The sequence below is a fragment of the Mycobacterium sp. shizuoka-1 genome (assembly GCF_002723835.1).
GTDB lineage: Bacteria > Actinomycetota > Actinomycetes > Mycobacteriales > Mycobacteriaceae > Mycobacterium.
This window is the reverse complement of sequence record NZ_BEWG01000019.1, coordinates 34,186-46,618: the sequence shown is the minus strand read 5'-3', so window position 1 is coordinate 46,618 and position 12,433 is coordinate 34,186. Positions and strand designations below refer to the sequence as shown.

Annotated in this window: 15 protein-coding genes; 6 read left to right on the top strand and 9 right to left on the bottom strand. The window is 67.7% G+C overall.

The features are described 5' to 3' along the window. Positions 1-24: 24 nt before the first annotated feature. The 7 genes from clpB to nthB all read right to left on the bottom strand — a co-directional run bounded on the left by clpB (position 25) and on the right by nthB (position 6,570). Positions 25-2,571 (bottom strand): ATP-dependent chaperone ClpB, encoded by a 2,547-nt coding sequence (gene clpB, locus MSZK_RS05025; protein ID WP_099245456.1) that lies wholly within the window; start codon positions 2,569-2,571, stop codon positions 25-27. A gap of 124 nt (positions 2,572-2,695) precedes the next feature. Next, complete coding sequence (locus tag MSZK_RS05020; RefSeq protein WP_199203196.1) at positions 2,696-3,763, bottom strand: substrate-binding domain-containing protein; 1,068 nt, start codon at positions 3,761-3,763, stop codon at positions 2,696-2,698. Positions 3,764-3,851: 88 nt separating this feature from the next. Then, positions 3,852-4,292 carry a MarR family winged helix-turn-helix transcriptional regulator gene (locus MSZK_RS05015; protein WP_233211119.1) on the bottom strand — a complete coding sequence of 147 codons (441 nt, stop codon included), beginning with the start codon at positions 4,290-4,292 and terminating at the stop codon, positions 3,852-3,854. 58 nt (positions 4,293-4,350) lie between these two features. Next, on the bottom strand, positions 4,351-4,866 hold the full coding sequence (locus MSZK_RS05010; RefSeq protein ID WP_099245452.1) for a DUF1097 domain-containing protein: 516 nt from the start codon (positions 4,864-4,866) through the stop codon (positions 4,351-4,353). 22 nt (positions 4,867-4,888) lie between these two features. Further along, complete coding sequence (locus MSZK_RS05005; protein WP_099245450.1) at positions 4,889-5,260, bottom strand: nitrile hydratase accessory protein; 372 nt, start codon at positions 5,258-5,260, stop codon at positions 4,889-4,891. Next, the gene (gene nthA / locus MSZK_RS05000) at positions 5,261-5,857 is read right to left on the bottom strand and encodes a nitrile hydratase subunit alpha (protein WP_099245524.1); all 597 of its coding nucleotides are present in this window, start codon (positions 5,855-5,857) and stop codon (positions 5,261-5,263) included. Positions 5,858-5,877: 20 nt separating this feature from the next. Further along, positions 5,878-6,570 (bottom strand): nitrile hydratase subunit beta, encoded by a 693-nt coding sequence (gene nthB / locus MSZK_RS04995; RefSeq protein WP_099245448.1) that lies wholly within the window; start codon positions 6,568-6,570, stop codon positions 5,878-5,880. Between the two features lie 246 nt (positions 6,571-6,816). Between nthB and MSZK_RS04990 the strand changes: the two genes are divergently transcribed. The 4 genes from MSZK_RS04990 to MSZK_RS04975 are packed head-to-tail and all read left to right on the top strand — an operon-like array spanning position 6,817 to position 9,129. Further along, positions 6,817-7,047, top strand: coding sequence for a CbtB domain-containing protein (locus MSZK_RS04990; protein ID WP_099245446.1), 231 nt, complete (start codon positions 6,817-6,819; stop codon positions 7,045-7,047). Positions 7,048-7,058: 11 nt separating this feature from the next. Further along, complete coding sequence (locus MSZK_RS04985; RefSeq protein ID WP_099245444.1) at positions 7,059-7,784, top strand: CbtA family protein; 726 nt, start codon at positions 7,059-7,061, stop codon at positions 7,782-7,784. Continuing rightward, entirely contained in the window at positions 7,771-8,772 is a 1,002-nt protein-coding gene (locus MSZK_RS04980; RefSeq protein ID WP_099245442.1) for an acetamidase/formamidase family protein, read from the top strand. The genes MSZK_RS04985 and MSZK_RS04980 overlap by 14 nt, the downstream gene beginning before the upstream one ends. 48 nt (positions 8,773-8,820) lie before the next feature. Beyond that, positions 8,821-9,129 carry a hypothetical protein gene (locus MSZK_RS04975; protein ID WP_099245440.1) on the top strand — a complete coding sequence of 103 codons (309 nt, stop codon included), beginning with the start codon at positions 8,821-8,823 and terminating at the stop codon, positions 9,127-9,129. Here the strand turns inward: MSZK_RS04975 and MSZK_RS04970 are convergent. Beyond that, on the bottom strand, positions 9,126-10,070 hold the full coding sequence (locus MSZK_RS04970) for an antibiotic biosynthesis monooxygenase (RefSeq protein ID WP_099245438.1): 945 nt from the start codon (positions 10,068-10,070) through the stop codon (positions 9,126-9,128). The two genes, MSZK_RS04975 and MSZK_RS04970, sit on opposite strands and share 4 nt — an antisense overlap. A gap of 4 nt (positions 10,071-10,074) precedes the next feature. Then, a complete protein-coding gene (locus MSZK_RS04965) occupies positions 10,075-10,488 on the bottom strand; it encodes a hypothetical protein (RefSeq protein WP_099245436.1) in 414 nt (137 codons plus the stop codon). Between the two features lie 61 nt (positions 10,489-10,549). Between MSZK_RS04965 and MSZK_RS04960 the strand changes: the two genes are divergently transcribed. After that, positions 10,550-11,218 (top strand): GAP family protein, encoded by a 669-nt coding sequence (locus MSZK_RS04960; RefSeq protein ID WP_099245434.1) that lies wholly within the window; start codon positions 10,550-10,552, stop codon positions 11,216-11,218. 23 nt (positions 11,219-11,241) lie between these two features. After that, a complete protein-coding gene (locus MSZK_RS04955) occupies positions 11,242-12,420 on the top strand; it encodes an FAD-binding oxidoreductase (RefSeq protein WP_099245432.1) in 1,179 nt (392 codons plus the stop codon). Positions 12,421-12,433 lie beyond the last annotated feature (13 nt).

Genomic DNA, 12,433 nt, shown 5'->3' with positions numbered 1-12,433 from the left:
GCCTCACGGTCTTCGCGCAAGCGCTCATCCCAGGATCAGCGACTCGCCGTCCGGGCTGACGTTGACCGGCACCACGTCGCCGTCGTGCACCTCACCGGCCAGCAACAGCTTGGCCAGCTGGTCACCGATGGCCTGCTGGACCAGCCGCCGCAGCGGCCGCGCCCCGTAGACCGGGTCGAACCCGCGATCGGCCAGCCACTTCTTGGCCGGCAGCGACACCTGCAACTCCAGGCGACGCTGGCTCAACCGCTTCTGCAGCTGCGCCAACTGGATGTCGACGATCTGGACCAGCTCTTCGGGGTTGAGCCCGTCGAACATCAGCACATCGTCGAGGCGGTTGATGAACTCCGGCTTGAACGCCGCCCGGACCGCCGCCATCACCTGCTCCTCGGTTCCACCCGACCCCAGGTTCGAGGTCAGGATGAGGATGGTGTTGCGGAAGTCGACCGTGCGCCCCTGACCGTCGGTCAGCCGACCCTCGTCGAGCACCTGCAGCAGCACGTCGAACACATCCGGGTGGGCCTTCTCGACCTCGTCGAACAGCACCACCGTGTACGGACGACGCCGCACCGCCTCGGTCAGCTGACCACCCTGGTCGTAGCCGATGTAGCCGGGCGGGGCACCGACCAGGCGGGCCACCGAATGCTTCTCGCCGTACTCGCTCATGTCGATGCGGACCATGGCCCGTTCGTCGTCGAACAGGAAGTCGGCCAGCGCCTTGGCCAGCTCGGTCTTGCCGACACCGGTCGGACCGAGGAACAGGAACGAACCCGTCGGACGGTTGGGATCGGCAACACCGGCCCGGCTGCGCCGAACCGCGTCGCTGACGGCCGCCACGGCCTTGCGCTGCCCGACGACGCGGCGGCCCAGTTCCTCCTCCATGCGCAGCAGCTTGGCGGTCTCCCCCTCGAGCATCCGACCGGCCGGGATCCCGGTCCACGCCGACACGACGTCGGCGATGTCGTCTGGTCCGACCTGCTCCTTGAGCATCACGTCCTGGCGAGCCTGAGCGGTCGGCAGCGCCGCGTCGAGCTTCTTCTCGACCTCGGGGATGCGGCCGTAGCGCAGCTCGGCCGCCTTGGCCAGGTCGCCGTCGCGCTCGGCCCGGTCGGCCTCGCCGCGCAGCACTTCGAGCTGCTCCTTGAACTCCCGCACGATGTCGATGGCGTTCTTCTCGTTCTGCCACCGGGTCGTCAGCTCGGCCAACTCTTCCTTCTTGTCGGCCAATTCGGCGCGCAGCTTCTCGAGGCGTTCCTTGGACGCGGCGTCTTCCTCGTTGGCCAGCGCCATCTCCTCGATCTCGAGCCGGCGGACCAGCCGCTCGACCTCGTCGACCTCGACGGGCCGCGAGTCGATCTCCATGCGCAGCCGGGACGCGGCCTCGTCGACCAGGTCGATGGCCTTGTCGGGCAGGAACCGGCTGGTGATGTAGCGGTCACTCAGGGTGGCCGCCGCGACCAGCGCCGAGTCGGTGATCTGCACGCCGTGGTGCACCTCGTAGCGGTCCTTGAGGCCGCGCAGGATGCCGACGGTGTCCTCCACCGAGGGTTCGCCGACCAGCACCTGCTGGAACCGGCGCTCGAGGGCGGCGTCCTTCTCGATGTACTTGCGGTACTCGTCGAGGGTGGTCGCGCCGACCAGCCGGAGCTCGCCACGAGCCAGCATCGGCTTGATCATGTTGCCGGCATCCATCGCGCCTTCGCCGGTGGCGCCGGCGCCGACGATGGTGTGCAGCTCGTCGATGAAGGTGATGATCTGGCCGGCCGAGTTCTTGATGTCGTCGAGCACGGCCTTGAGCCGCTCCTCGAACTCACCGCGATACTTGGCGCCGGCCACCATCGAGCCGAGGTCCAGGGAGATGACGGTCTTGTCGCGCAGGCTCTCCGGCACGTCGCCGGCCACGATCCGCGACGCCAGCCCCTCGACGATCGCCGTCTTGCCGACGCCGGGCTCGCCGATGAGGACCGGGTTGTTCTTGGTCCGGCGGCTCAGCACCTGGATGACGCGACGGATCTCGTTGTCGCGCCCGATGACCGGATCGAGCTTGCCCTCCCGGGCCCGCGCGGTCAGGTCGGTGGAGTACTTCTCCAGCGCCTGATAGCTGGCCTCGGGGTCCGGGCTGGTGACCCGGGCGCTGCCGCGTACCTTGACGAACGCCTCCCGCAGGGCTTGCGGGGACGCGCCATGGCCGGTGAGCAGCTTGGCGGTGTCCGAATCACCGGTGGCCAAGCCGACCATCAGGTGCTCGGTGGAGACGTATTCGTCGTCCATCTCGGTGGCCAGTTGCTGGGCCGCGGTGATCGCCGCCAGCGACTCGCGCGAGAGCTGGGGCTGCGAGGTCGCACCGCTGCTCGACGGCAGCCGGTCGACCAGCCGCTGCGCTTCGGTGCGGATCGTCGCGGGATCGACACCGACAGCCTCGAGCAACGGCGCAGCGATGCCGTCGGCCTGCGTGAGCAGCGCCAACAGCAGGTGGGCGGGCCTGATCTCTGGGTTGCCGGCCGCGCTGGCAGCCTGCAACGCCGCGGTCAGCGCCGCCTGAGTCTTGGTTGTCGGGTTGAAAGAGTCCACGACACCTCCGTTTCTGTCGAGAAAAGCTTGTCGAGGTTTACAACGCCGTCAATCTTGAGTCTGTTCCGCTCAAGTTTAACGAATCCGCAACACTGAACCCAAGAGGCTTTTGGCACCAATTGGCTCAGGCGGCAGAGATGCGCGCCCGAATCTCGAAATCGAGGTCGATCGCCTCGGCGACGTAGACGTCCTGGCTCAGCTGATTGCCGTGCATCGTGACTTCGCCACGCGGACTGATGTAGGTCAGGCCACCGGCCGCCGCCATCAGGTCGGCCACCGCCAGCGAGCCGGCGCGCGACACCAGCGCGATCAACAAGGTGATGGCCTCGTAGCAGGATTCCCCGATGCTGTTCAGCGCGGGAGCCGCCGGTCCGAACGTGGCGTAGTAGTGCGCGGCGAAATCCATGCTGGCGGTGGTGTGCAGCGCCTCGAAGTAGCCGGCCGCCGCAAACAACCCGCGGTTGCTCTCGCTGCCGCTGGCCATCAGCATGTTCTCTTCGACGTGCGGGCTCAGCCGCGGCACCGCCGTGTCCAGTCCGGCCGCGGCGAACTGCCGGTTGAACAGCACGCCGTCGCGTCCGACGAGCAGCAGCACCACCCCGGTCGCGCCACTGATCTCGACCTCGCGGATGGTCGCCGAGAAATCCTCGGTGCCCAACGGCACGTAGCTCTCGCCAACCAGCGGGGTGCCCTGGGCGCGGGCATGCCCCGCAGCCGCGGCCCCGGTCTGCCGGGGCCACACATAGTCGTTCCCGATCACGATCCAGCGATCGACACCGTGTTCGTCAGCCATCCAGTCCATCGCAGGCAGCAGCTGGCGCGACGGCGTCTCACCGGTGAGGAACAGGCCCGCGGTGCGCTCGCCGCCTTCGTAGAGCGGCCCGTACACATACGGCACCCGGCCCGCGGTCACCCGGGCGATCGCCTGTCGCACCGGGGAGATGTGCCAGCCGGTGACCGCGTCGATGGCGCCCACATCGACCAGTCGGGCGATGTCGGCGGCGACCACGGCCGGGGGTCTGCTGCCGTCCACCGGCACCAGCCGGACCGCTCGCCCCAGCACGCCGGTGGTGGCGTTCACGTCGGCGATGGCCAACTCTGCGCAGGCCTCACACGACGGCCCGTAGATGCCTGCCGATCCCGAGCGCGGGATGACCAGGGCGACGTTGATCGCGGATGTCAGTTGCCCCATCGGCCTCCGTCCACCTGCATCGCGACCACCACGATCACCACGATCACCATCGTCGGCCGGTCGCGTTACTACCGCGTTGCACGACCGTTCACGGGCTGGAAAACAGCTCGCCGACGCGCGCCAGGGTGCGGATGAACTGCACGGCGTTCTCCTCGCCGAGCTCGTCGACGAGCGCCGCCTTGAGCCCGGACTCCTGTTTGGTGAGCTTGCGGACCTTGGCTTTGCCGCGCGCCGACAGGTGCACCAGCACCCGGCGGCGATCCGTCGCGTCGACCCGGCGAAGCACCAGACCGCCGTCGACGAGCTTGTCGACGATGCGGGTCAACGTCGGCGGCGGGATCGACATCGCCGCCGAGATGTCACTCATCGTGAAGCCGTCACCGGTGCGCAGCGCGCCGAGGACCCGCCAGCCCTCGACGGTGTTGACCTCGGCGTCCAGCAGGCCGTTGCACAGCGCGTCGACCCAGCGGCGTTCAGCGCGAAAGAACACTTCGGCAATGCTTTCCAGATTGCTCGTCGACGTCAGCACGACGCTCCTGGCTCTTGATCGCTTTTGAGAGGACAACTTCTTTGCGGGGCAGCGTATCTCACTGCACCGCGCGCCGCAGGCCCATGGACTGGGTGAGCGTCTCCAGCGCCGCGGCACCCCACTGGGAGGCCACCCCGAACCCGGCGCCGACGAGTGCGGTGGTCGCGGCGATCAACGCCGGATTCGACACGCCCACGGTGGTGACGGAGTTTCCCGTCGCCGCAATGGTTCCGACCGTCATGGCGAACCCGAACACGATGGCCGGCGCGGCCGACACCCAGGCAAGCCGCGAAACCTGCACCATCGCGAAACTGCCTATTCCCACCGCGATTGCGACCAGAACGGGGCTGGACGTATGGGACACCGACAGCAGCGTAGCCGTCGCGATGGCGATGCCGGTCCAGTTGCAGGCCACCGACTTCAGCAGCCCGGGAAGTCCCGAGCCCACGAAGAAGAAGGACGCCCAGGCCAAGAACAGCACCCAGACCGGCAACTTCCACACCGTGGCGGTCATCAGTGTCGACACCATGCCCAGCACCCCGACACTGACGGCCAGCGAAGAGATCTTCGACATTGTCTTCGAATCCCTCTCTGTCTCAGTGGTGGAGGTCGTGATCGTGGTCATGGTCATGATCGCCATGGGCCAGCACCTGCGCCTCGACGGCGGTGCGCGCCTGGAGCTGATCGGTGTCGAAGAAGTTCTTCTGCGCGGCCAGTCGGCAGAACGCCTCACCGAACTGCCGGTAATAGACACCGGGATCACAGGTCTCGTCGATGCCGGAGTCACCGATCGCCGCGATCAGGTGCGCCTTGAACTCGTCCCACTCGAACGCCCCGGACTCGCACAGGTGCACCACGAGTCCGAAAAGCCTTCCCTGCCAGGGTGCGTCGAAGATCAGCTCGCCGTTGGAGCGAGGTAGGGCGATCGTGCTGCCGAGATCGTCGAACCGATCCAGTGTCGCGGTCATCTACGCGCTCCCCGGTGCAGAGGCGAGCGCGGTCCCGACCATCGAGTCTCGGTTGATCAGCGGGATCAGCTCGTCGACGGTCATGTCCTCGGTCCCTTTGGGCCGCTGCGGGATCACCAGATAGCGGATCTCGGCGCTGCTGTCCCAGACGTCGATCTTGACCTCGTCGGGCAGTTCGACCCCGAACTCGCCGAGCACGCTGCGCGGGTCCTTGACCACCCGCGCCCGGTACTGCGGATACTTGAACCAGGCCGGCGGAATGCCGAGCAGCGTCCACGGATAGCACGAGCACAACGTGCAGACCACGACGTTGTGCCGGTCGTCGGTGTTCTCGACCGCCACCATGTGCTCGGTCTGCAGGCCGGTGAACCCCATGTCGGCAATCGCCGCGGTGGCATCGCGCAACAACCATTCGCGGTATTCAGGTTCGGTCCAGGCCCGCGCGACGACCTTGGCGCCGTTGATCGGCCCCATGTCGTTCTCGAAGGACGCCACCACGGCGTCGACCGCCTCGTGTTCGGCCAGGCCCTTCTCGACCATCAGCGACTCGAGCGCATTCACCCGCGCCTCGACGTCAGACAAAGACAGCCAGTCCATTTCGCTCATCTCTCCTAATCTCAGGCCGGTTCGAGGTAGTTCTCGAACAGATCGGCGTACAGGTTGAAGTCTTCGACCGCCTCGGCACCCCACAGATCGACCGAGCTGAACTTGACCATGTAGAGCTGGTGGGGCGTGTCGATCTGCTTGTGCGCGCTGTCGGCGGGATCGTGAAAAGCGCCGTACTGCTTGGCGATCACGCCGGGCACGCGGTTGAGGTAACCGGGCAGCCGGTTGTGGGTCACCTCGTTGATGTTGCGTACGCACACCTTCTCCCCGACGGCATAGCGCGGGGGTGTCTCGGCGGGTAGATCGTGTGGGGTGCCCTTCCACAGGATGTCGATCATCTGCTGGGCGAACGGGGAGAGCGTCTCCGGCTTCTGCGGATGCGCGGTCATCGACGGAGCGCCCAGCTCGCGCATCCGCTCGTCGATCTCCTCGTGCGAGATGTAGCCCTTGTCGTTGAGCAGCTTTTCCACCGAGAAAAGCCAGTGCGCGTAGTAGGTGGAGTCCAGGTACTCGCTCCACTTCATCAGCTCGATGCCGTGGCGCTGCTCGTCGAGGTTGAACGCACCCTTGGCGATGGCCATCGCGGTCACCGCGTGCATCCGGCCCTCGAACGGATAGCGCCAGTCCGGGATTCCCGGCTCGAGGAATTCGGTGGCGACGGGCCCGATGCCGTCGCGCCCACCCAGATCATGTGGACCGTGCATATGCCGATCTCCCATCATTAGTTCACGGTCGTAATACTTTCATCTGGAACTATGCGCACCGCCGGTGCTGCAGCGCAATCCGTACCGCCATGCGTAACACAGGATTTACTCCCCGCGGCTTGATTGTTAAACCTGGATTTCGGCTCGGCCCGATCGCCCTCCACCGGTTGACCCGTCGGAACTCCGCCAGGTATTCAGAGCGAGCGCAATATTTGCAATCTGGAAGTAATTACCGAGAGGAACCTGATGTCTTCGACCGCCGGACAGTCCGCCGTGCAGCACGGCGCGACGCTCGAGCTGCCCGACTCCACCACCACCGGCATCGCCCTGCAGTTGACGGTGACCACCGTGCTGGCCTTGATCGCCTTCTACTTCATCGGTTTCGATCAGGGTGCGGTGTCGGTGTTCGGGTCCGACACCCACGTCCACGAGTTCGTCCACGACGCCCGGCATCTGCTCGGCTTCCCCTGCCACTGAAAGGCGCCCTGATGAACAGGATCATCGGCCTCGGCCTCACCGCCGGGCTGGCAGGCGGGATCGCGGCGTTCGGCTTCGCGCGCGTCCTGGTCTCACCGCTGGTCGATCAGGCGATCGGCCACGGCGAGACACACGCCCACGGCGAGGAGCACGAGATCTTCAGCCGCGCCCTGCAGGAGAACGTCGGCGCCGGCGTCGGCACGGTGATGTTCGCCGTCGTCCTGGGCGCGCTGTTCGCGGTCGCAGTGGCGACCGTGTCCATGCACCTGACCCGACGAGGGGCAGTGGCCGATCCGCGGTGGATGGTCAGCGGTCTGGCCGCCACCGGCTTCGTCGCGGTCAACCTGGTCCCGGCGATCCGCTTTCCGGCCAACCCACCCGGCGTCGGCATGGCCGACACCATCGGTGCCCGCACCACCGCGTACCTGGTACTGCTGCTGGTTTCGGTGGGGCTGGCGATCGTCGCCGTCGCGCTGGCCGCCCGGCTGAGCCCACGGCTGGGCACCTGGTCGGCGGTCGCGGTCGCCGGCTGGGGTTATCTGATCGGCGTCACCCTGGTCGCACTGGCGCTACCCCACTTCGACGAGGTGTCCGACCACTTCCCGGCCGCACTGCTCGCCGACTTCCGGCTCTTCTCGTTGCTGACCCAGGCACTGATGTGGCTGGTGCTCGGGACCGTGTTCGCCGCATTGCTGCCCCGCGTGCTCACCCCGAGGACGGTCGATGCGCATCGTTGAGTTCACCCCCACCCGCGACCAATACGTCTGGACGTTCGGCGGCGCCGAACCGGTGCTGGAGGTCTCACCCGGAACCGCGATGCGGCTGTGGACCGAGGACGCCTTCGCCGGACGGGTCACCTCCAGCACCGACAAACCCAGCCGGGTCCTCAACATCAAGGAGCTCAACCCCCAGACCGGGCCGTTCTACGTCACCGGCGCCGAGGTGGGCGACACCCTGGCACTGCATTTCGTGTCCATCGAGCCGGCCAGGGACTGGGCCGCCTCGACCACGATCCCCCTGTTCGGCGCGCTCACCGGCACCGACCGCACCGCCACCCTGCAGCCGCCGCTGCCCGAGCTGGCCTGGATCTACCGGGTCGACCGAGCACTGGGCACCGCCACCTTCACCGCCCACGAGAGCGACTTCACCCTCGACATCCCGCTGGCTCCGATGATGGGCACGGTCGGCGTCGCGCCCGCGCTGCGGGAAGTCCGCACCACCCTGGTCCCGGACTACTTCGGCGGCAACATGGACACCCCCGAGCTGCGTGCGGGCACGACGGTCTACCTCGGCGTGAACGTCGAGGGTGCGCTGTTCTCGGTCGGCGACGGCCACTACCGCCAGGGCGAGGGAGAAACCTGCGGCACGGCGCTCGAGGGTGCGATGAACGTGACCCTGGTGGTCGACCTGATCAAGGGCGGCGCGCCGGCCTGGCCACGCTTCGAGCACGACGACGCCCTGCTCACGGTGGGCTCGGCACGTCCGCTCGAGGACGCCTGGCGGTGCAGCCAGGTCGAGATGGTGCGCTGGCTCGAGGAACTGTACGGGTTGAGCACGATCGACGCCTACCAGCTGTGCAGTCAACTGTGCCTGTCCCCGCTGGCCAACGTGGTCGACGTGAACTACAGCGCGGTCACCAAGATCGGCAAGGGGCTTTTGCCGGCTGCCGAGCCGTACGGCGGAACACACCGCAAACTGCGGGCCGTCAGCGCAGACCTGGCGTGAGCGCCCGGCAGGGGTGGACACAATCGGGTTCGAACATATGATCGATCAGTGGGTGAGCTCACCTCGATCGGCTACAACGGCCAGCCACTGCGGCCGCCGTTCCGCCCGGTGTGCCCACCGCTGCCGGTCCTCATCGATCTCACCGTGCTGTTCCCCCGCCAACCGCACCGGACCGGCCGCTACCACCCGCACGGCCTGCAGATGCACAAGGTCGTGACCGGGACGCTGTCCTGCTGGGGGCTCTGCGAGCAGGGCGACTGGTGGGGCCTGGTCACCTACGAGATCGCCTATGGCCCCAAACGCAAGGCGGTCACCCACTGGGTGCCGGGCTGGACGCTCAAGAGCCGGTCGGGTTAAGTCGGCGAAAAATCCCAGTACTGCAGCCAGCGCACCGCCGCGAACACGCCCAGCGTGATCAGGTAACCGACGACCAGCACCCCTGCGCCCAGCACGCTGGTGCGGGTTGCGGCACCGTCGATCGGGTCGAGCCAGCGGCGGAACCACCGCCCCGCCCACGGCATCAGGACCCACTGCAGCACGGCGACGCTGACCACCTGGCTCAGCCACATCGCCAACCAGGGCGGGGCGCCGTGCGCGTCGAGGATCGGCCCCAGGAATCGCGACAACAGCATCACCGTCGGGTAGAGCACCAGCAGGATCAGCATCGCGGTCTTCCACCTGGGGGTGACCGCGGTGCGACCGTTCTCGGTGCGCACCGTGCTGCCGAACGTCGTCGTCGACGACACCAGCGAGAATTCCCGCACCAAGCTCTGCCGCAGCGGCCCGAGGGCGGCCGCCCGCTCCGGGGACTCCAGCCACGTCACGAGCTGGTGTTCGGTGCGAAACCGCAGCACCGCGAACGACTCGCCGCCGGTGACCGGCGCGAACGTGCAACACCCTTCGAACCCGCTGAAGCGTGCGCTCAGTTCGGCCAACTGCGCCTCGGCGGCCACGAACTCGTCGATGCGGTCGCCGGCCACGGTGTGCCGGAAGAAGCCGACACCCGCCGGCACCCCGCCATCCTCGACGATCACCATATCGGCTGTGGCACAAAGAATTCCGCGCTTCCTGCCGACCTCGAGCAGGCGCTGCCGGGCCGCGCTGTCCAGCCAGTGATGCAGTGCCCGCGCGCTGGCGAACGTCACCGCGATACCCCAGTCCAGATGCGGATTGCCCAGCACCGAGATCCGGAATTCGGTGGACTCCGCTGCGGTGGCACGCAATTCGCCTGCCCAGGCGGTGAAGTCCGCGGAGTCCTGTGACGGATGGAAGATCGTGACGACGGTGGCTGCACTCATGGGGCTAGGTGCGTCCCGCGTTCGGCGCCGAGGTGGTGGCGTAGGGGTTGGTCAGCGTCACCGTCGTCGTGGCGCTGGAAGAGTCCGGTTCCGAGGTCTCCGGGGGAATCGTCAGCTCGCCTGCGGTCTCCGACGGTGACGGCGGCGGCCCCGAGGTGGGGTTCATGTCGGTCGTGGAAACCCGCGGCGAGGACGTCGTCGTCCCGGTGGTCGTGCGGGTGGTGGTCGTCGTGGTGGAGATCGCGGGCGCGTACGTCACCGGGCCCTCGGGCCGCTGGGCATCCTCCGCGGTGTCCATCACCGCGTAGACCAGCATCGCGAGCAGCACGATCATTGCCACCCCGGAGACGTAGATCAGGGTGGTCTGCTGACCATCGTGGCCGTCGTCACCCTTTTCCTCGTCGGCATCCTTGCCCACGGGCAGAGATAGTACGGTCAGCCGTGGCCGCACGTTGTCCGACTATCGCCAGGAGGCGCCCGTGACGACCAGCCTTGGCGCGGAGCTGGCTGAACTGATCCCCCTGGCGTTGGTGATCACCCTGTCCCCGCTGACGATCATCCCGGGCATCCTGATGCTGCACACACCCGCGCCGCGGCCCACGAGTGTGGCGTTCCTGGTGGGCTGGGTGCTGGGCATCGGCGGCCTGACCGCGGGGTTCGTGCTGGTGTCCAACGCGCTGGGCGGACTCAACAGTCAGCCGGCCTGGGCACCGTACGTCCGCATCGCGATCGGCGCGGGTCTGGTCGTGTTCGGGCTCTACCGGTGGTTCACCAGGAACCGTTCGAGTCACACCCCCGGCTGGCTGACATCGATGACGAGCATCCGCCCCATGCGTGCCTTCGTCACAGCGATCGTCCTGGTGGTCGTCAACCCCAAGGTGCTGTTGATGTGCGCCGCAGCCGGTTTGGCGATCGGGTCGGCGGGGCTGGGCACCGCGGGAGCCTGGACGGCCGATGCGGTGTTCACCGCGGTGGCAGCCTCATCGGTGGCGCTGCCCGTGCTGGCCTACCTGGTGGCCGGCGAGCGGCTCGACGAGCCGCTGACCAAGCTGAAGAACTGGATGGAGGAGCAGCACGCGGCGCTGGTGGCCGCGATCGTGCTCGTCATCGGCCTGGTGGTGCTGTACAAGGGCATCCACGGCCTGTAACCGACGCGCCTAAGATCGCCGGAGTGGGCCTCGAGGATCGTGACGCGCTGACGGTGCTGCAGGCCGCCTTCGCGGATTCGGGCGACGCCGAGGCCGGCTCCGACGCCCTGCTGCGCCGCCTCTACACCCGGTGGTTCGCCGTCGATCCGCACGTGCGTGACCTGTTCCCGCCCGAACTGGCGCCTCAGCGCGCGGCGTTCGGCCAGGCCATGCACTGGGTGTTCGGCGAGTTCGTCGCCCAGCGGGCCCAGGCTCCGGTGGCGTTCCTCGCGCAGCTCGGCCGAGACCACCGCAAATACGGTGTCACCCAGCAGCATTACGAGACCATGCGGCAAGCCTGGTACGCCACGATGCGCAGTCACCTGATCGACAGGTGGACACCGGCGGTCGACGACGCCGCCACCCAGGCCATCAACCTGATCACCGGGATCATGTCCGGGGCGGCCGACGCCGAGGACGGCCCCGCGTGGTGGGACGGCACCGTCGTCGAACACCACCGGGTGTCCCGCGACATCGCGGTGGTCCGGCTGCACCTGGACCGCCCGATGCCGTACCACCCAGGCCAGTACGTCAACGTTCAGATCCCCCAGTGGCCGCGCAGGTGGCGGTTCTTGTCCCCCGCCATGCCCGCCGATCCGGACGGCTTCATCGAGTTCCATGTGCGCGCCGTCGTGGGCGGCATGGTGAGCAACTCGATGGTGGCCGAGACCAGGCCCGGCGACCGGTGGCGGCTGTCGAGCCCGCACGGCGGGCTGGAGGTCGACCGCGGCTCCGACGACGTGCTGATGGTGGCCGGCAGCACCGGGCTGGCGCCGCTGCGCGCGCTGATCATGGACATGTGCCGGTTCGGGGACAACCCGCGCGTGCATCTGTTCTTCGGCGCCCGCTATCCCTGCGAGCTCTACGACCTGCGGACGCTGTGGGAGATCGCCGCGTCCAACCCGTGGTTGTCGGTGTCGCCGGTGTCGGAGTACGCCGGCGATCCGCCGTGGGCGGCCGACTATCCCGACGTCCAGCCGCCGCGCGGCCTGCACGTGCGACAGACCGGACGATTGCCCGAGGTGGTCAGCCGCTACGGCGGCTGGGGCGATCGCCAGATCCTGATCTGCGGCGGTCCGGCGATGGTGCGCGCCACCTATGACGCACTGGTCGCCAAGGGTGCACCGCCTGGGCGCATCCAGCACGACCCGCTGGTGGGTTGAGCCCTGGGACCAC

What these genes read in the sequence shown, in the direction of transcription:
- nthB (WP_099245448.1), bottom strand. Translation starts at nt 6,570, where the DNA reads ATGCACGGTCCACATGATCTGGGTGGGCGCGACGGCATCGGGCCCGTC.
- MSZK_RS04990 (WP_099245446.1), top strand. Translation starts at nt 6,817, where the DNA reads ATGTCTTCGACCGCCGGACAGTCCGCCGTGCAGCACGGCGCGACGCTC.
- MSZK_RS05020 (WP_199203196.1), bottom strand. Translation starts at nt 3,763, where the DNA reads ATGGGGCAACTGACATCCGCGATCAACGTCGCCCTGGTCATCCCGCGC.
- MSZK_RS04970 (WP_099245438.1), bottom strand. Translation starts at nt 10,070, where the DNA reads ATGAGTGCAGCCACCGTCGTCACGATCTTCCATCCGTCACAGGACTCC.
- MSZK_RS05005 (WP_099245450.1), bottom strand. Translation starts at nt 5,260, where the DNA reads ATGACCGCGACACTGGATCGGTTCGACGATCTCGGCAGCACGATCGCC.
- MSZK_RS05010 (WP_099245452.1), bottom strand. Translation starts at nt 4,866, where the DNA reads ATGTCGAAGATCTCTTCGCTGGCCGTCAGTGTCGGGGTGCTGGGCATG.
- MSZK_RS04980 (WP_099245442.1), top strand. Translation starts at nt 7,771, where the DNA reads ATGCGCATCGTTGAGTTCACCCCCACCCGCGACCAATACGTCTGGACG.
- MSZK_RS04985 (WP_099245444.1), top strand. Translation starts at nt 7,059, where the DNA reads ATGAACAGGATCATCGGCCTCGGCCTCACCGCCGGGCTGGCAGGCGGG.
- nthA (WP_099245524.1), bottom strand. Translation starts at nt 5,857, where the DNA reads ATGGACTGGCTGTCTTTGTCTGACGTCGAGGCGCGGGTGAATGCGCTC.